This is a genomic window from Kineococcus haloalkalitolerans, assembly GCF_050871905.1.
Lineage (GTDB): Bacteria > Actinomycetota > Actinomycetes > Actinomycetales > Kineococcaceae > Kineococcus.
Genome location: NZ_JBJLSH010000004.1, coordinates 112,243 through 130,065 on the forward strand (window position 1 = coordinate 112,243; position 17,823 = coordinate 130,065).

A 17,823-nucleotide genomic window follows, 5' to 3' on the forward strand; every position below is an offset into this window, starting at 1 on the left:
ACCTCACTGGTAGAAGACGAAGCGGCGGCTGAGGCGGAACTGCACGGCGGTCACCGCGACGATGACGAGGGTCAGGACCAGACCCACCGCGGAGGCGCGGCCGAACTCCAGCCGCTGGAACGCCGACTCGAAGATGACCATGACGGCCGTGCGGGTCGAGTCGCCCGGACCGCCGCGCGTGAGCACGTAGGGCTGGTCGAACACCTGCAGCGCGTTGATCATCGCCATGACCGAGGCCACGAGGACGGTGGGGCTCAGCAGCGGCAGCGTGATGTGCCGGAACCTGGCCCAGCCGGTGATGCCGTCCACCGCGCACGCCTCGTACACGTCGCGCGGCACCGAGGCCAGCCCGCCGACGAACAGCAGGAACGTGAACCCGAAGTTCTGCCACACGTACACCAGGACGATGACGGCCGTCGCGCCGACCGGCGTCGTCAGCCACGGCAGCGACCCGAACCCGACCGCGCCGAGGACGCCGTTGACGAGGCCGAAGTCCTCGTTGAACAGGTACGCCATGACCAGCGACACCGAGGCCGCGGACAGGATGAGCGGGAAGAACAGCGCCGAGCGGAAGAACGCCCGCAGCCACGTCGGCATCCGCGACTGCACGAGGGTGGCCAGCACCATCGCCACCACCAGCTGCAGCGACACCGCCAGCGCCACGAACGCGAACGTGTTGAGGAACGCCACCCGCACCACCGGGTCGCGGGCGATGTCGGCGAAGTTCTCAGCCCCGACGAACTGCGGCGGGGAGATGATGTCCCAGCGGAAGAACGCCAGGACGAGGCTGGCGACGATGGGCAGCAGCGTGAACAGCGCGATGCCGCCGATCGTGGGCGCCAGGAACACCGCGGCCAGCACGGTGCGGCCGCGCTGCCGCCGGCGCGCCGGCGCCGGTGCGGGCGTGGTGGGCGCCGGGGCGCTGCGGGGGAGGACCGTGGCCATCACCGGCTCCTGAGGGCGAGCTCGAGGTCGCGCTGCATCGTCGCGAGGGCCGGTGCGACACCACCCGGCCGCGCCGTGACGGCGCCGACGACGTTCTTGACCAGGGCCGCCTCGACGGCGGCCTGCTGCGGCGGGGCGGGGATCGGGCCGGTGTCCGGGAACCGCTCCAGCGTCTCGTGGAAGACCTGCCAGTTGCGCGGGCCGGTGCCCGCGTAGAAGGCCGCGTCGACCAGCGAGCGGCGCACCGGGGTGGTGTCCGGGCGCGGGAAGGACAACCGCATCCCCTCGGCGGAGGCGCAGAACTTGATCCACTCCCACGCCTCGTCCTTGCGCCGCGAGGTGCGCAGCACCGCGTACCCGGCGGCGCCGAACTGGTGCCGCTGCGTCGTCCCGCGCGGGAAGTAGGTGACGTCGTAGTCGTCCGGGCCCATCCCCGCCTCGGCGAGGCCGTTGACCCAGAACCCGCCCGCGGGGGTCATGCCGATGACGCCCTGCGCGAAGCGGGCGACCAGCTCGTTGCCGCCGCCCTGGGCGGGGGAAGAGCCCAGGCCCTCGGCGGTCATCGCGCGCAGGAACTCGAACGTGTCCACGACGGCCGGGTCCTCGGCGGTGGCCGCGGTCCAGCGGTAGCCGCCGCTGCGGCCGGCGGCGCGGGCGTCGCCGGCGTAGAAGCGGTCCCACAGCCAGTCCCCGCCCGGCGCCTTCGACTCGGCCAGGACGCTGGTGCCGTTGCTGTACAGCCACGGCACGACCCCGCCCCACAGGCGGTTGGTCCAGAAGTAGGGCCGGAAGCTGCCGGGAGCGGCGGCGCGGGTGCGCCGGCACACGTCGAGGAAGTCGTCGTGGGTCCAGTCGTCCGCGGGGCGCCCGACGCCGGCGCGCTCGAAGGCCTCCGCGCTGTAGTAGACGTTCGCGGCGTTGAAGTCCACCGGCAGCATGAACAGGTTGCCCTCGTACATGAAGGACTCCACCAGCGCCGGGTGCACGTCGGCGAAGTAGTCGTCGACCTCGTCCGCGTCGCGGGTGACGAAGCGGTCCAGCGGCTCGGCCAGGCGGTCGGCGAACAGCTGGGCGCCCTCGGTCGCCACCACGCACACGTCCGGCGGGGTGCCGGCGGCCACCATCGTGAGGATCTTCGTGAAGAACTGCGTCCAGTCCTGCCCCTGCACGGCCTGGATCCGCACCGGGATCTCCGGGTGCCGCTCGCGGAAGGCGTCGACGAGCTGCTGGCGCGCGGCCGCGTCCTGCGCGGTGCCGAGGATGGCGATCGTCAGGGCGTCGTCGTGGCGGCCGGGCACGTCGGCGGCCGTCAGGCGCCGCCAGGACAGCCCGGTGCCCACGGCGGCCGCCGAGGCGAGCCCGAGCATCGATCTGCGGGTGAGGTCGGCCATGCGGTGCTCCTTCGCATCCAGGGCTAACACGTGTCAGGAAGCGTGCCGCCCTGACCTCACACGTGTCAAGTGCCGTCCGCGGCGATCTCCTGGGCGTGAGGGCGCATCACCGGGCCGATCACGGGGTAGAGGGGGGCGTGTCCACAGACGCCCCCGCGCGCGAAACAACGCTGCGCCGCGCCATCACCGGCAAGCTGATGTTCCTGTTCATCCTCGGCGACGTCCTCGGCGCCGGAATCTACGCCCTCGTGGGCGTCCTGGCCGGCGAGGTCGGCGGTGCGATCTGGGTGCCGCTGCTCGCCGCGCTCCTGCTCGCCCTGCTCACCGCCGGCTCCTACGCCGAGCTCGTCACCAAGTACCCGAAGGCCGGCGGCGCCGCCGTCTTCGCCCAGCGCGCCTACCGCCGCCCGCTGGTCTCCTTCCTCGTCGGCTTCAGCATGCTCGCCGCCGGCGTGACCAGCGTCGCCGGCCTCTCGCTCGCCTTCGCCGGCGACTACCTCGGCGCCCTCGTCGACGTCCCCGCGCTGCCCGCGGCCCTCGTCTTCCTCGCCGCCGTCGCCGCGCTGAACGCCCGCGGCATCAAGGACTCCCTGCGCGCCAACGTGGTCATGACCGTGATCGAGGTCGGCGGCCTGCTGCTGATCATCGCCCTCGCCGTCGTCGTCCTCGGCCGCGGCGACGGGCAGCCCTCCCGAGTGCTGGAGTTCTCCGCCGACCAGGCCCCGGCCGCCGGCGTCCTCGCCGCCGCCGTCATCGCCTTCTACTCCTTCGTCGGCTTCGAGACCTCCGCCAACGTCGCCGAGGAGGCCGTCGACCCCTCGCGCACCTACCCGCGCGCCCTGTTCGGCGCGCTCCTCGTCGCCGGCATCGTCTACGTCGGCGTCGGCCTCGCCGTGTCCACCGTCGTCGCGCCCGAGGCCATCGCCGGCTCCGACGGACCGCTGCTGGAGGTCGTCGCCGTCGCCGACGTCGGGCTTCCGCCGTGGCTGTACTCGCTGATCGCGCTCATCGCCGTCGCCAACGGCGCCCTGCTCACCGCCATCATGTCCAGCCGCCTCACCTACGGCATGGCCGACGAGCACCTGCTGCCGCGGCCCCTGACCCGCGTGCTGCCGCGCCGGCGCACCCCGTGGGTCGCCATCGTCGTCACCACCCTGGTCTCGATGGCCCTCGTGCTCGTCGGCGACCTGGAGACCCTGGCCGCCACCGTCGTCCTGCTGCTGCTGTTCGTCTTCATCAGCACCAACGTCGCCGTCCTCGTCCTGCGCCGCGACGAGGTCGACCACGACCACTACCGCGTCCCGCGGGCGGTCCCCGTCCTCGGCGTCCTGTCCTGCCTGGCCCTGATGACCCAGCAGCCCGGCCGGGTGTGGGCGTTCGCCGCGGTGCTGCTGCTCGTCGGCGTCGTCCTGTTCCTCGTCACCCGGCGCGCCTCCACCGTCGACGTGCGCACCGGCGAGCGCGCCGCCGCCGAGCGCCGCTGAGACCGGCCCGCCGTGCGCGCGACGGCCCCGCACCCGGTCGGGTGCGGGGCCGTCCTGCGCCCGACCGTGATCTTGCTGGGAATCCCTGCAAGATCACGGCGGGGGTGGAACAGGCCCGTGCCCGCCGGTGCTGGACCGGGACGTGAGCACCTCCCAGAGCACCGCCCCTGCCGCACCGCCCGCCGACCTCGGCGCCTCCTGGCCCGGCGACCCCGGGACCGACCGGGCCCCGACCCCCGTGCGGACCCCGCCGGAGGGCGCGCACGCCCTGGTGGTCGGCGCCACGGGCATCACCGGCTCGGCGCTGGTGCGCCAGCTCCTCGACGCCGGCTGGCGCACGACCGGTCTCTCGCGCCGCCCGCCCGCCGACGAGCGCGCCGCGCACGTGGCGGCCGACCTGACCTCCCAGGAGTCGCTGGAGCGGGCGCTGGCCGACCTGCGCCCGACGCACGTCTTCGTCGGCGCCTGGGCCCGGCAGGACACCGAGGCCGAGAACATCCGCGTCAACGGCGGGATCGTCCGCGACCTGCTCGCCGTCCTCGGGCCGCAGGGCTCGGTGCGGCACGTCGCCCTGGTCACCGGGCTCAAGCACTACCTGGGGCCCTTCGAGGCCTACGGCCAGGGCGAGATGCCCGACACGCCGTTCCTCGAGGACGCCGCCCGCCTGCCGGTGGACAACTTCTACTACGCGCAGGAGGACGAGCTGTTCGCCGCCGCCGGCGTCCACGGCTTCACCTGGAGCGTGCACCGCTCGCACACCGTCATCGGTCACGCCGTGGGCGGCGCGATGAACATGGCCTCGACCCTCGGCGCCTACGCCGGGGTCCAGCGCCACCTCGGCCGGCCCTTCGTCTTCCCCGGATCGCGCGCGCAGTGGGACGGCGTGGTCGACATCACCGACGCCGACCTGCTGGCCGACCACCAGGTGTGGGCGGCGACCACGCCGGCGGCCGCGGACACCGCCTTCAACGTCGTCGACGGCGACGTCGTCCGCTGGCGGCGCCTGTGGCCTGCGCTGGCCGCGCACCTGGGCGTCGAGCCGCAGGGCCCCGGCGAGGAACCGGAGCCGCTGGAGGCGCAGATGGCCAGCGCCGAGGACGTGTGGGCCGACCTCGTCGCCGAGCACGGCCTCGCCGAGGCCGACCTGTCGAAGGTCGCCTCCTGGTGGCACACCGACGCCGACCTCGGGCGCCCGATGGAGGTCGTCGCGGACACGACCCGCAGCCGCCTGCTGGGCTACACCGGCTGGGTGAGCACCGAGCGCGCGCTCCTGCGCCGCGTCGACGCCTACCGCGCGCAGCGGCTCGTGCCCTGACCGCCGGCTCACCGCGCGGTCGTCACCGTCCGGCGCCCGCACCGCTGATCCCACCTCCCCGTGATCTTGCTGGAGAACCCTGCAAGATCACGGAAGGGGGGAGGGGGTTGACCGGTGCTGCTGACGGCGGCCGGCGACCGGTTCCCGTCCCGGACGCACGACGGCCCCGCACCCGGTGGGGTGCGGGGCCGTCGTGGCGTGGGGCCGGTCGGCTCAGAAGGCAGCCGGGTCCGTGCCCGCGCGCACGCCCGTGCGCTGCGGGGCCTGCTGCTGGGCCTGCTGCTGGGCGGCCTGCTGCTGCGCCTGCTGCTGCTGGGCCAGCGCCTGCGCGTACTGCTCCTTGACGGTGTCCATGTCCAGCGCGCGGACCTGCTCGATGAGCTGCTCCAGCGCCGGCTGCGGCAGCGCGCCCGGCTGCCCGAACACCGGGATGCCGTCGCGGTAGGCCACCAGCGTCGGGATGGAGGTGATGCCGTAGCGGGCGGCGAGCTGCTGCTGGTCCTCGGTGTCGACCTTCACGAAGGAGATGTCCTCGTGCTTCTCCGACGCCGCCTCGAACACGGGGCCGAACTGCTTGCACGGGCCGCACCACTCCGCCCAGAAGTCGATGAGGACGATGCCGTCCTTCACGGTCTCGTCGTGCGTCTCCAGGGTCAGCGCCTGCGTCGTCATACCGGGCACAACCAGGCGGCGCCCGCAGGGCTTCCCCGCAGGTCAGCGCACCGCGGGACGGCTGCGGCGCGGCCGGCGGCCCGTCACCGCCATGAGCTGCTCCTGGGCGCTCGCCCCGTCGGGTGCCGCGACCTCCGGGCCCAGCACCCCGAACGCCCGCCACTCCTCGGCGTGCTCCCTCATGTACGGCAGGAGCCCGGCCACCAGCTCCTCGTCGAGCGTGTCGTCCACGCCGATCAGGCGGGCGATCTCCACCGCCCGCAGCCCGCGGAAGAAGACCGTCTGCCACAGGTAGTCGCGCGCGGTGTAGTCGCCGAACGAGCAGTGCACGGTGCGCTCCAGGTCGTCCAGCGCCTCCACGGCCGCGACCGCCTCCTGCACGTACCGCTCGAAGCTCGCCGCCGGGTCCGCGCCCAGCAGGTCGCCGGTGTGCGCCTCGCGGCCCACCTCGTCCATCGTGCGGCCCGCCAGCATCGCCGGCACCCACGCGTCCTCGTAGGCGTGGTAGTTCACGACGAACCGCAGCGACGGGTCGCTGGAGGGGTCGCTCGTCGTCACCTCCGATGCCGTCGGGGAGTCCCACTCCTCCTCCCGCACCTGCCGCACCACCGCGAGCAGCGCCTCGTCGGCCAGGACGAACAGGCGGCGGACGTCGGGTCCAGCGGTGGTGGGGGCGTTGTCGGGCTGCGTGCTGGTCATCGGGTCCTCCCGGTGCTCGGTCTCGCGCTGACCCCCTCATCGTGGCGGCGGTACCCGACAGGACGTGTCGGGTACGTCAGGCGCTCGGGGGCTCCTCGTACAGCCGCGCCGTCGCCGCGGCCGTCGCGGCGACCTCCGCCCGCAGCCACGGCGGCGCCAGCACCTCCACCGCCGCGCCGAAGCCCAGCAGCGCCATCACCGCCCAGCGCTCGGAGTCGAAGACCACCGTCACCTCCACCCGGCCGAGCCCGTCGCGCGCCAGGCCGTCCGCCACCACCGGCACCGCGTCCTGCGCCGACGCGCTCGCCACCCGCCGCAGCCCCGGCAGCACCTCCTCCCGCGCGCGCACCACGGCCTCCACCCGCTCGCGGGCGGCCTCGGCGCGCGCCAGGTGCTCCGCCCACGCCGCGCGCAGGTCGAACCCCTCCGGCCGGCGCGCCGGCTCGGCCAGCACCTCCACCTCGCGCAGCCGCGACACCCGGTACGTGCGCAGCTCCCCGTCCCGGCGCGCCAGCAGGTACCACTCGCCCTTGAGCACCAGACCCAGCGGGTCCAGCACCCGCTCGCGCTCACCCTCCCGCCCGGCGTGCCGCACGCGCACCCGCTGGTCCTCCCACACCGCGCGCGCCAGCGCCGCCAGCGCCGGTGCCGGCTCCGCCGTGCCGAACCAGCGGTCGGTGTCCAGGTGGAAGCGCGCCGACACCTGGTCCGAGCGCTCGCGCCCCTCCGGGGACAGGCCCGCCCGCACCTTCAGCCGCACCCCGCCCAGCACGTCGCCCAGGCCCAGCGCCGCCGCCGGGCCCGCCAGGCCCAGGAACGAGACCGCCTCCGCCTCCGCCGGCGACAGGCCCGCGAACTTCGAGCGGTACCCGTCCAGCCGGTAGCCGCCCGCCGGCCCGCGCACCGAGCGCACCGGCACCCCCGCCGCCAGCAGCTCCTCCACGTCGCGCTGCACCGTGCGCTGCGACACCTCCAGGCGCTCGGCCAGCTCCCGCGCGCTCACCTGCTCGCGCGACTGCAGCAGCAGCACCATCGTCAGCAGGCGGCCCGCGCGCACCCGCCCAGCATGGCCCCCGCCAGGTGTCCGGCGGGCCCACCCGGGATCAGTCCGTGCGCAACCGGTACCCCATGCCGCGCACCGTCTCCACCCGCTCCGCGCCCAGCTTCTTGCGCAGGTACCGCACGTACACGTCCACCACGTTCGAGCCCGGGTCGAAGTCGTAGCCCCACACCGAGCTCAGCAGCTGCTCGCGCGAGAGCACCTGCCCCGGGTGCCGCAGGAACGCCTCCGCCAGCGCGAACTCCCGGCTCGACAGCGTCACCGACCGCCCCGCCACCGCCGCCGTGCGCGTCAGCAGGTCCAGCTGCAGGTCACCGGCCGACAGCAGCGTCACCTCCGCCGCCCGGTCCTGGCGCAGCCGCAACCGCACCCGCGCCAGCAGCTCCTCGAACCGGAACGGCTTCGTCACGTAGTCGTCCGCGCCGCCCTCCAGCGCCGCCACCGTGTCGCTCACGTCGTCGCGCGCCGTCAGCACCACCACCGGCACCGGCAGCTTCGTCTGCCGCAACCGGCGCAGCACCGTGAACCCGTCCATCACCGGCAGGCCGATGTCCAGCACCACCAGGTCGAACTCCCCGGTGCTGGCCAGGTCCAGCGCCGTGCGCCCGTCCGGCGCCACCGTCGTCGCGAACCCGTTGGCGCGCAGACCCTTCTCCACGAACGCCGCGATCCGCGCCTCGTCCTCGGCGATCAGCACGCTCGTCACGCCGCACCCCCCGCCACCACCGCGTCCGCACCCGGCGCGGGTTCCACCACCTCCGCCGGGCGCAGCGGCAGCACCAGCGTGAACGTCGCCCCCGCCCCCGGCAGGCTCGCCACGTCCACCCGGCCGCCGTGCGCCTCCGCGATCGCCGACACGATCGCCAGGCCCAGCCCGGAACCCTCCACGCCGCGGCCCGTCTCCGCCCGCCCGAACCGCTCGAAGATGCGCTCCACGTCCTCCGGGGCGATCCCCGGGCCCGAGTCGCGCACCCACAGCAGCAGGTCGCGCCCGTGCACCGCGCTGCCCAGCGCCACCAGGTCACCGGGCCCGGAGAACTTCACCGCGTTCGACACCAGCTGGATGAGGGCCTGCTGCACCCGCTGCGGGTCCGCCACCACCTCCGCGTCGGCGCGCGCGTCCACCCGCCACCGCCGCTCGCCCAGCGGCACGACCTTGTCGAACGCCTCGTCCAGCAGCTGTCCCGCGTCCACCGGCCGCAGCGCCACGAAGTTCGGCTGGTGCGCCTTCGCCAGCAGCGTCAGGTCGTCCACCAGGCGCGTCATCCGGTCCAGCTCGTCCAGCACCAGCGCGCGCGTCTCCGTCACGTCCCGCGGGTCCGCGACGTCCACCAGCTCCAGGTGCCCCTGCACGATCGTCAGCGGCGTGCGCAGCTCGTGACCGGCGTCGTCCAGGAACCGCCGCTGCGTGGCGAACGACTCCTCCAGGCGCTCGAGCATCTCGTTGAAGCTGCGCGCCACGTCCGCCACGTCGTCGTCGCCGTGCACCGGCACCCGCCGCGACAGGTCCGCCGCGCCCACCGCCACCGCCGTGGCGTGCAGGTCGTCCAGCGGCCGCAGCAGCCGCGCCGTCACCAGCCACGCCACCGCCGCCACCGCCAGCAGCGCGCCCAGCGACACCACGGCGAACGTGCGGGCGTTGTCCGCCACCGCCCGCAGCTCCGCCTCCACCGCGTGCCCCACCACGTACAGGCCCAGGACCGGCTCGCCCGGCGCACCGCCCGGCAGCGACACCGGCACCGCCACGACCCGCGTCGCCCCCGCCGCCGTCTCGATCGTCTCGCGCACCGGCACCGCGTCCGCGCTGACGGCCGCGGCCAGCTCCCGCACGCGCGGGGAGTCCTCCAGCTCGAACGGCCGCGTCGCCGGCGCGTACGTCTGCCCGCCCACCACGATCCCCACCGCCGACTCGTTCGCGTCCGGCAGGTCGTTGCGGATGCTCGCGCGCAGCAGCTCGGCCACCGAGGCGAACCGCACCCCGTCGTAGCCGTTGGCGGCCAGCTCGCGCAGCTCGGCGACCTCCTGGTCCAGCGAGCGGTCGATCCGCGCCCGCGCCACGTCCTCCTGCACCGCGTGCGAGACGACGCCCGCCACCGCCAGCCCCAGCGCCGTCGCCGCCAGGACCGCCGTCAGCACCCGCGCGCGCACCGTCCGGAACACCCGCCGCAGGCGGGCTCGCAGGCGGGCGGGCGCACCGGGGCGCGACGGGTCGGGAGGGCTCACGGTCGTCGTCGTCCTCCGGCTCGGCGCGGCACCCACGTCCGGCGCTGCGGCGCGGGGCGCGGGGGGCGGGCCGGCCGCGGTCGCGGGTGGCCCGTCAGTCGTCGTCATCATCGCCGTCGTCGTCCCCGTCGTCATCCCGGTCGTCCCACCCGTCGTCGTCCCCGCCGTCCCCGTCGTCGCCCACCACGACCGCCGGCGGCGGCGGCACGGGGACCACCGGTGCCGGGGCGGGGGGCGCCGGGGCGGGGGGTGGTGGAGGAGGAGGAGGTGGTGGGGGAGCGGGCGCCGGGGCCGGCTCCGCGGGCGCGGGGGCCGGGGGACCGGGCGGCGGGACGTCGTCCCCGCCGCCCGGCGCGTCCGGGGGCGCGTCCGCGGGGGCCTGCGCGGGGGCGCCCGGGGGGGCCTGCGCGGGCTCGTCCGGCGGACCCGGCTCGCCCGCCCGCGGGGACGCCGAGACGACCACCGTGCCGCCGAGGTCGCCGGACGGGTCCTGCGCCGACGCCATCGCCAGCCCGAGCGCCGTGACCCCCACGGCGCTCGCGGCGAGGAGGGTGACCACCACCGGAGTGCGCACGCGACCACCGTGGCGCTCCCGGATGACGCTCCCGTGAGGAGCGCGTGAGAGGACTCTCACGCGCGGCCGGGACGGCCCCCGTCAGGAGAAGTCGTCCCAGCCCACGTCCGGCTCGTCGAGCTCGTCGGGCTGGCCCAGCTCGTCCGTGGCCCGCCCGCCGCTGCCCAGCAGCGCGCGCGTGAGCGCCTCCGCGTCCGACAGGAGCTCCTCCAGCGCGGCCGCCAGGTCCCCGTCGCCCACCTCGCGCCCGTCGGTGGCCGCCAGCAGCACCGCCCGGCGCAGCAGCTCCCGCGCGAACGACGCCGTCGTCCCCGCCGCCCGCACCGCCGCCGCGTCCAGCGCCGCCGTCGACAGCGGCAGCCCCCGCGCGTACAGGCGCAGCAGCGCGCGCCGCGCCCGCTCGTCCGGCAGCGGCACCTGGACGGCCAGGTCCACCCGGCCGGGGCGCTGCGCCAGCGCCCGCTCCAGGCGGTCCGCCCGGTTCGTCGTCAGCAGGAACGCCACGTCCGCGTCCCCGTCCAGGCCGTCCATGGCGTCCAGCAGCTCGAACAGCAGCGGCTGGTCGCCCGCGTGCTGGCTGCGGTCCTCCGCCACCAGGTCGCAGTCCTCCAGCACCACCAGGGCCGGCTGCAGCGCCCGCGCCAGGTGCGCGGCCGTCGCCACGTGCCGCAGACCCAGCCCCGACAGCAGCACCGCCGTCGTGCCCGGCGTCACCGACAGCAGGTGCCGCACCGTGTGCGTCTTGCCGGTGCCCGGCGGCCCGTGCAGCAGCACGCCCCGCTTCAGGTGCTGGCCGGCCGCCGTCAGCCGCTGCGCCTGCTCCCCGACACCCACCACGTGCCGCACCACCCGCTCCAGGGCGCCCTCGGGCAGCACGACGTCCTCCGCCGCCACCGACGGCCGGCGCAGGAACGTGATGCCGCCCGCCGCCGGGTCGTAGGGCGAGCCGTCGAACGACAGCACCTGCCCGCGCAGCACGCTGCGCTCCAGCGACGTGCGGCGCACCTCCTCCAGCAGGCGCACCGCCGTGCCCTCCTGGGCGGCCACCACCTCCAGCCCCGGCTCGCGGCCGTACTGCCGGTGCGCCGAGCGCTGCAGCACCGCCACCGGCACCCCGTCCACCCGCAGCAGCCGCACCCCGAAGCCCACCGCCCGCCGCGACGACGCCGGGCCCGTCGGCAGGTGCACGTGGTCCACGGCCGCCACCTCGAAGCGCGCGAAGACGCCGCCCAGCAGGTCGCCGAAGCTGCTGTGGTGCCGCTGGTCGCCGCCGCCGACCCCCACCACGCGCTCACCGCCGTGACCGGCCGCCAGCGCCGCCAGCGCCACGTCCACGTCCACGTACTGGTGCTCGCGCACCTCCTCGCGCACCACCGGCAGCCGCGTCGCGTCCGCGCCCAGGTGCTCCGAGACCACGTCCGCCAGCGTCGGCCCGCCGCCGCCCACCGCCAGGCGCGCGTCGTGCACCACCTGGTCGAGGAAGGTGCGGAACGACGCGACGAAGCGCCGCTGGTCGTCGTCGAGGGGAGCGCTCACCCGGTGATCGTGACGGCCGCGACCCGGGCGATCAACGGGTTTCGCCCACCCCGTCCGAGCCGCCCGGCACGCCCGCCGTCGACGACCACGCCCGCCACAGCCGCGCGTACCCGCCGCCGGCCGCCACCAGCTCCTCGTGGGTGCCGGTCTCCACGACGACCCCACCGGCCACCACCGCGATCCGGTCGCAGGCGCGCGCCTGGCTCAGCCGGTGCGCCACCACCACCGCCGTGCGCCCGGCCACCACCGCCAGCGCCGCCCGCTCCAGGTCCCGCGCGCCCGCGCTGCCCGCCTCCGCCGTCGCCTCGTCCAGCACCACCACCGGCGGGTCGCGCAGCAGCACCCGCGCCAGCGCCAGCTGCTGCGCCTGCGCCGGCGTCAGCGGGTGCTCGCCCGCCCCCACGCGCGTGCCCAGGCCCTCCGGCAGCGCCCGCACCCAGCCGTCCGCGCCCACCCGCGCCAGCGCCGCGCGCAGCTCCTCGTCCGAGGCGCCCGGCGCGGCCACCGTCAGGTCCTCGCGCAGCGTGCCCGTCAGCACGTGCGTCTCCTGCGCCACCACCGCGATCCGCTCGCGCACCTGCTCCGGGTCCAGCTCCGCCAGCGGCACCCCGCCCACCCGCACCTGCCCGGCCGTGGGCGGGAACACCCCGCCCAGCACCGCCGCCAGCGTCGTCTTGCCCGCGCCGCTGCCACCCACCACGGCCAGCGACGCACCCGCCGGGACCTCCAGGTCCACCCCGCGCAGGACCTCCGGGCCCTCCTCCTCGCCGGAGGCGTAGCGGTGGCGCACCCCGCGCGCCGACAGCGCCACCGGCCGCACCAGCGGCCGCGGCGCCCCCGCCGGCGGCGGCTCGAGGTCGGCCACGCCCACCAGCCGCGCCAGCGCCGCCCCCGCCCGCTGCACGTCGTCGAAGCTGAGCAGCAGCACCCCCAGCGGGCCGAACAGGCGGTGGAACAGCAGCGCCGCCGCCGTCACCGCCCCCACCGTCACCTCGTCCGCGCGCACCAGGAAGAAGCCCGTCAGCAGCACCGCCGACAGGCCCACCGCCTCCGCGGCGTTCATCGAGATCGACAGCCGCGCGAACGTGCGCAGCGCCGCCAGGCCCGCGCCCACCGTGCGCTGCGACGCCTCGCGCACCCGCTCCGTCTGCAGGGCCGCCATCCGGTACGCCTGCACCGTCGCCCCGCCGTGCAGCGACTCCAGCAGCACCCGCGAGCGGTCCGAGGCCGCGCGGCGCTCCGCCGCGTAGCGCGGCTGCGCCCGCGGCAGGTAGCTGCGCAGCGCCAGCACGTGCACCGGCACCACCGCCGCGAACGCCAGGGCCAGGCGCCAGTCCAGCGCCGCGAACCCGGCCGCCGACAGCACCACCGTCACCGCCGACGTCAGCACCGTCGCCGCCAGCTGCGCCGAGGCCGTGAACAGCTCCACGTCCTCCGTCACCCGCGAGGCCACGTCGCCCGTGCCCGCGCGCTCCAGCGTCCGCGCGTCCATCCGCAGCGCCCGGTCCACCACCCGCTCGCGCAGGTCCGCGGCCACGTGCACGCCCAGCTGCTCCGAGCGCGCCCGCGAGCGGGCCGCGGCCACGCTCGTCACCACGGCCACCGCCGCCAGCGCGGCCACCAGCCACCACAGCCGCGACGCCGGGCGCCCCTGCGCGACGACGTCGACGACCTCGCCCAGCAGCAGCGGCATCGCCACCAGGCCCGCGCTGGCCACCGTCGTGCTCACCACCGCCGGCACCAGCACCCGCCGGTCCGCCGCCGCCGTCGCCAGCAGCACCGCCAGCGTGCGCCGGCCCGACGCGACCGGCAGCGCGCCCGCGCTCACCGCTGCACCGCCGCCGCGTACGCGGGCTCGTCCAGCAGCCGCGCGTGCGTGCCCGAGCGCACCGCGCCGTCCGCCGAGACGAGCACCACCCGGTCGCAGCGGCCCAGCAGCAGCGGCGACGACGTCAGCACGACGGTGCTGCGCGCGCCGCGCCCGTCCCCGCCCTCGTGCCGCAGCTCGCGCAGGCCCCGCGCGACCGCGTCCTCCGTCAGCGCGTCCAGCGCCGTCGTCGGGTCCCGCAGCACCAGCAGCGGCGGGTCCGCCACCAGGGCGCGGGCCAGCGCCACCCGCTGGCGCTGGCCGCCGGACAGGTTCGCGCCCGCGTCCAGCAGCGCCCCGTCCAGCCCGCCCGGCACCGCCGCCACCACGTCCTCCGCGGCCGCCGCGCGCAGCGCCGCCGCGACGTCCACCCGGCCGCCGACCCCGCCGCCCGCCGGTCCGACCGCGCCCCCGCGGCCGGTGTCCAGGGCCTCGCGCAGGGTCGGGCCCAGCAGGTGCACCGCGTGCGGCTCGGCGAGGACCTCGCCCGCCGACCGGCCGGCCGCGCAGCGGGCCACGACCGCCTCCTCCAGCACCGGGTCGGCCACCACCACGCCCAGCACCTCACCGGGCGCCGGCACCAGGTCGTCCGCGCCGGCGTCCCCGGACGGCACCGCCGCCGCGGGGGAGGAGCCGGCCGAGACCTCCTCCAGCAGACCCACCACCCGCCGCGCCCCCGCCCGCGACACCGCCAGCCCCTGCACGCTCGCCGTGACCGTGCGCACCGGGTCCGCCAGGAAGGACGCCGCGCCCACCACCGTCACCAGCTCGCCCACGCTGATCCGCCCCTCCAGCGCCGCCGTGCCCGCCGCCGCCGCCGTGGCCACCAGCAGCAGCCCCGTCGCCGCCGTGCTCGCCCCCGTCAGCGTCGCCGTCGCCCCCGCCGCCCCCACGGCCGCGTCCCGCGACGAGCGGCTCACCCGCGCGTAGCGGCGCACCGCCTCCGGCACCCCGCCCACCCCGCGCAGCGCCCGCAGCCCCGCCAGCAGGTCCGCCGCCACCGCCGACGCGAGCCCCGCCGCCCGCTGCCGCTCGTGCACGCGCCCCTCCAGCCGCGGCGCCAGCGCCTGCAGGCCCACCACCAGCAGCGGCACCGCCACCAGCAGGCCCACCCCCAGCACCACGTCGATGCGCAGCAGCACCACCGCCGAGACCACCAGGCCCGCCGTCGCCGACGTCAGGTACGTCAGCAGCGGCACCACCTCCGCCACGTGCCGGGTGTCCGACGTCGCCACGCTCAGCACGTCCCCGCTGCTGCGCTCGCGCACCGCGCCCGGGTGCCCCAGCACCGCGCCCAGCACCTCCACCCGCAGCAGGTGCGCCTCCCGCATCCGCGCCGCGTCCAGCGTCCAGAACGCCCACGCCCCCGCCGACGTCAGCAGCGCGAACAGCAGCAGCACCCCGCCCACCGCCAGCGCCGCCGCCACCGGGTCCGAGGGCGCCACCGCCCGGTCGATCGCCAGGCCGATCGCCACCGGCACCAGCGCCTCGCACGTCTGGTGCACCGTCGAGGACAGCGTGCCCACCGCCACCGGCCGCCGCTGCCGGCGCAGCACCGAGCGCAGGAGCCCGCCGCGCGGGCGGGAGGGGGAGCTCACAGCCGGCCCGCCGCCTTCAGCGCCAGGTACGTGTCCGCCAGCGCCGGCGCCAGGTCGTCCGGCGCGGCGTGCACCACCTCCACGCCCAGGCGCCGCAGCAGCGCCGACGTCGCCGACCGCTCCGCCACCACGGCCTCCGCCGCCGCCGCCGCGTACACCTCCTCCGCGCTCGAGCGCGAGCGCGCCAGCTCCACCAGCGCCGGGTCCTCCACCGACGCCAGCACCACCGTGTGCCGCGCGCCCAGCTGCTCCAGCACCGTCAGCAGCCCCGAGTCCAGCACCGACGTGTCCACCGCCGTGATGAGCACCACCAGCGCGCGCTGGCGCGCCAGCGCGTTCACCTCCCCGGCCACCGCGTCCCAGTCTGCCTCCACCAGCGCCGGCTCCAGCGGCGCCAGCGCCTCCACCAGCTGCGGCAGCAGCTGCGTGCGCGAGGACCCCCGCACCCGCGCCCGCACCCGCCGGTCGTGCGCCACCAGGTCCACCCGGTCCCCGGCGCGCCCGGCCAGCGCCGCCGTCAGCAGCGCCGCCTCGATCGCCGCGTCCAGGCGCACCTCCACCCCCGCCGGGCCCTCGCCCGTGCCCCCGCCGATGCGCGCCGCCGACGTGCGCGAGGTGTCCAGCACCAGCAGCACCCGCCGGTCGCGCTCGGGCCGCCACGTGCGCACCACCACCGACTGCCGGCGCGCCGTCGCCCGCCAGTCGATCGAGCGCACGTCGTCGCCGTCGACGTAGTCGCGCAGCGAGTCGAACTCCGTGCCCTGCCCGCGGTGCAGCACCGCGCTGCGCCCGTCCAGCTCCCGCAGCCGCGCCAGCCGCGAGGGCAGGTGCTTGCGGGAGGTGAACGGCGGCAGCACCCGCAGCCGCCCCGGCACCGGCGTCGAGCGCTGCCGCGCCGCCAGGCCCAGCGGCCCCAGGCTGCGCACCGTCACCCGGTCCGCCGGCCGGTCACCGCGCCGCGTCGGCACCAGCACCGTCGTCAGGCGCCGCCGCTCCCCGGCCGGCACGTCCAGCCGGTGCCGCTCGTCCACCGCGCCCGCCGACGGCACCCACGCGTCGCGCAGCACCCCCCGCAGCCGCCGCCGGCCCGTGTTGGCCACCACCAGGTCCACCTCGCGCGGCTCACCCACCCGCACCGCCGGCAGCGGACCGCGCGCCAGGTGCAGGACGCGCGGCGACGGGGCCAGCAGCACGTCGAGCGCCACCAGCGCCGCGCACACCCCGGCCCACGCCCACACCGCCGCACCCGACGGCCACACCGCCACCAGCACCAGCCCGGCCAGCACCAGCAGGGGCACGCGCCCCGTCAGCGCCATCAGCGGGGCACGGGGACCGCGCCCAGCACCGAGTCCAGGACCGCGTCCACGCTCACGCCGTCCAGCTCGGCCTCCGGGCGCAGCTGCACCCGGTGGCGCAGCGTCGGGCGCGCCAGCGCCTTCACGTCGTCCGGGGACACGTAGTCGCGCCCCGACAGCCACGCCCACGCCCGCGACGTCGCCAGCAGCGCCGTCGCCCCGCGCGGGGACACCCCCAGCGACAGCGACGGCGACGTGCGGGTGGCCCGGCACACGTCCACCACGTAGCCCAGCACCTCCCGCGAGACCTGCACCCGCCGGCAGGCGGCGCTCGCCAGCCGCAGCTGCTCCGGCGTGGCGACCGGGCGCACCCCCGCCGCGCCCAGGTCGCGCGGGTCGAACCCGGCCGCGTGCCGGGCCAGGACCTCCACCTCGTCCTCGCGCGGGGGCAGCGGCAGCGTCAGCTTCAGCAGGAAGCGGTCCAGCTGCGCCTCCGGCAGCGGGTAGGTGCCCTCGTACTCGACGGGGTTCTGGGTGGCCGCCACCACGAACGGGTCCGGCAGCGGCCGCGGCCGGCCGTCCACGGACACCTGCTTCTCCTCCATCGCCTCCAGCAGCGACGCCTGCGTCTTGGGGGGCGTGCGGTTGATCTCGTCGGCCAGCAGCAGGTTCGTGAAGACCGGGCCCTCGCGGAAGCTGAAGCGGGCCGTCTGCGCGTCGTAGACCAGCGAGCCCGTCACGTCGCCCGGCATGAGGTCCGGGGTGAACTGCACCCGCTTGGTGTCCAGCTCCAGCGCCGCGGCCAGCGTGCGCACCAGCAGCGTCTTGGCCACCCCGGGCACGCCCTCCAGCAGCACGTGCCCGCGGCACAGCAGGCCGATGACGATGCCGGTGACGGCGGCGTCCTGCCCCACGACGGCCTTGGCGACCTCCTGGCGCACCGAGCGCAGCGCCCGGCGGGCCTCCTCGACGGCCTCGTCGGCGGTCCCGCCGCCGGCCTCGCGGACGGTGTCGCCGCCGGGGCGGGTGCCGGGGGCGTCGCCGGTGGCCGCCGCGCCGGGGCTCGGGGTCGTCTCGCTCACGGTGCTGCGGCCTCCCTGGTGGCGGGCTCCCCGGGCCGGTCCCGGGGCGGGTCGACGGGTGTCGAAGGGTGTCGTCGGGTGG

14 protein-coding genes and 1 pseudogene are annotated in these 17,823 nt (G+C 76.8%); 2 read left to right on the forward strand and 13 right to left on the reverse strand.

The window, feature by feature from the left end; all coding sequences use genetic code 11:
• Window positions 1–3 precede the first annotated feature (3 nt).
• Together ACRYMY_RS03480 and ACRYMY_RS03485 are read right to left on the reverse strand one after the other, a co-directional pair.
• A complete protein-coding gene (locus tag ACRYMY_RS03480) occupies window positions 4–945 on the reverse strand; it encodes a carbohydrate ABC transporter permease (protein WP_432545875.1) in 942 nt (313 codons plus the stop codon).
• A complete protein-coding gene (locus tag ACRYMY_RS03485; protein ID WP_432545876.1) occupies window positions 945–2,336 on the reverse strand; it encodes an ABC transporter substrate-binding protein in 1,392 nt (463 codons plus the stop codon). Before ACRYMY_RS03485 ends, ACRYMY_RS03480 begins: the two co-directional genes overlap by 1 nt.
• Window positions 2,337–2,533: 197 nt before the next feature.
• On the opposite strand from ACRYMY_RS03485, the gene ACRYMY_RS03490 reads away from it, so the two are divergent.
• Complete coding sequence (locus ACRYMY_RS03490; protein ID WP_432545900.1) at window positions 2,534–3,820, forward strand: APC family permease; 1,287 nt, start codon at window positions 2,534–2,536, stop codon at window positions 3,818–3,820.
• Between the two features lie 238 nt (window positions 3,821–4,058).
• On the forward strand, window positions 4,059–5,135 hold the full coding sequence (locus tag ACRYMY_RS03495; protein WP_432545901.1) for an SDR family oxidoreductase: 1,077 nt from the start codon (window positions 4,059–4,061) through the stop codon (window positions 5,133–5,135).
• Between the two features lie 213 nt (window positions 5,136–5,348).
• On the opposite strand, the gene trxA is transcribed toward ACRYMY_RS03495, so the two are convergent.
• The 11 genes and pseudogenes from trxA to ACRYMY_RS03550 form a co-directional block, all read right to left on the reverse strand.
• Window positions 5,349–5,807 carry a thioredoxin gene (gene trxA, locus ACRYMY_RS03500; protein ID WP_432545877.1) on the reverse strand — a complete coding sequence of 153 codons (459 nt, stop codon included), beginning with the start codon at window positions 5,805–5,807 and terminating at the stop codon, window positions 5,349–5,351.
• A gap of 42 nt (window positions 5,808–5,849) precedes the next feature.
• The gene (locus ACRYMY_RS03505; protein ID WP_432545878.1) at window positions 5,850–6,506 is read right to left on the reverse strand and encodes a TIGR03086 family metal-binding protein; all 657 of its coding nucleotides are present in this window, start codon (window positions 6,504–6,506) and stop codon (window positions 5,850–5,852) included.
• Window positions 6,507–6,582: 76 nt separating this feature from the next.
• Window positions 6,583–7,563: a helix-turn-helix transcriptional regulator gene (locus ACRYMY_RS03510; RefSeq protein WP_432545879.1), complete on the reverse strand. Its 981-nt coding sequence runs from the start codon at window positions 7,561–7,563 to the stop codon at window positions 6,583–6,585.
• Between the two features lie 46 nt (window positions 7,564–7,609).
• Window positions 7,610–8,272, reverse strand: a complete 663-nt coding sequence (locus tag ACRYMY_RS03515; protein WP_432545880.1) for a response regulator transcription factor — start codon at window positions 8,270–8,272, stop codon at window positions 7,610–7,612.
• Window positions 8,269–9,789 carry a sensor histidine kinase gene (locus ACRYMY_RS03520; protein WP_432545881.1) on the reverse strand — a complete coding sequence of 507 codons (1,521 nt, stop codon included), beginning with the start codon at window positions 9,787–9,789 and terminating at the stop codon, window positions 8,269–8,271. Before ACRYMY_RS03520 ends, ACRYMY_RS03515 begins: the two co-directional genes overlap by 4 nt.
• A 94-nt stretch (window positions 9,790–9,883) precedes the next feature.
• Window positions 9,884–10,363 (reverse strand): hypothetical protein, encoded by a 480-nt coding sequence (locus tag ACRYMY_RS03525; RefSeq protein ID WP_432545882.1) that lies wholly within the window; start codon window positions 10,361–10,363, stop codon window positions 9,884–9,886.
• Window positions 10,364–10,444: 81 nt separating this feature from the next.
• Window positions 10,445–11,899 (reverse strand): AAA family ATPase, encoded by a 1,455-nt coding sequence (locus ACRYMY_RS03530; protein WP_432545883.1) that lies wholly within the window; start codon window positions 11,897–11,899, stop codon window positions 10,445–10,447.
• 31 nt (window positions 11,900–11,930) lie between these two features.
• Window positions 11,931–13,727, reverse strand: a complete 1,797-nt coding sequence (locus ACRYMY_RS03535; RefSeq protein WP_432545884.1) for an ABC transporter ATP-binding protein — start codon at window positions 13,725–13,727, stop codon at window positions 11,931–11,933.
• On the reverse strand, window positions 13,724–15,364 hold the full coding sequence (locus ACRYMY_RS03540) for an ABC transporter transmembrane domain-containing protein (protein WP_432545885.1): 1,641 nt from the start codon (window positions 15,362–15,364) through the stop codon (window positions 13,724–13,726). Before ACRYMY_RS03540 ends, ACRYMY_RS03535 begins: the two co-directional genes overlap by 4 nt.
• On the reverse strand, window positions 15,361–16,680 hold the full coding sequence (locus ACRYMY_RS03545) for a DUF58 domain-containing protein (RefSeq protein ID WP_432545886.1): 1,320 nt from the start codon (window positions 16,678–16,680) through the stop codon (window positions 15,361–15,363). The genes ACRYMY_RS03540 and ACRYMY_RS03545 overlap by 4 nt, the downstream gene beginning before the upstream one ends.
• Window positions 16,680–17,701, reverse strand: a pseudogene (locus tag ACRYMY_RS03550) (AAA family ATPase); the annotation flags it as partial. The pseudogene ACRYMY_RS03550 and the gene ACRYMY_RS03545, both read right to left, overlap by 1 nt.
• Window positions 17,702–17,823 lie beyond the last annotated feature (122 nt).

What these genes read in the sequence shown, in the direction of transcription:
- ACRYMY_RS03545 (WP_432545886.1), bottom strand. Translation starts at nt 16,680, where the DNA reads ATGGCGCTGACGGGGCGCGTGCCCCTGCTGGTGCTGGCCGGGCTGGTG.
- ACRYMY_RS03480 (WP_432545875.1), bottom strand. Translation starts at nt 945, where the DNA reads ATGGCCACGGTCCTCCCCCGCAGCGCCCCGGCGCCCACCACGCCCGCA.
- ACRYMY_RS03490 (WP_432545900.1), top strand. Translation starts at nt 2,534, where the DNA reads ATGTTCCTGTTCATCCTCGGCGACGTCCTCGGCGCCGGAATCTACGCC.
- ACRYMY_RS03505 (WP_432545878.1), bottom strand. Translation starts at nt 6,506, where the DNA reads ATGACCAGCACGCAGCCCGACAACGCCCCCACCACCGCTGGACCCGAC.
- trxA (WP_432545877.1), bottom strand. Translation starts at nt 5,807, where the DNA reads ATGACGACGCAGGCGCTGACCCTGGAGACGCACGACGAGACCGTGAAG.
- ACRYMY_RS03485 (WP_432545876.1), bottom strand. Translation starts at nt 2,336, where the DNA reads ATGGCCGACCTCACCCGCAGATCGATGCTCGGGCTCGCCTCGGCGGCC.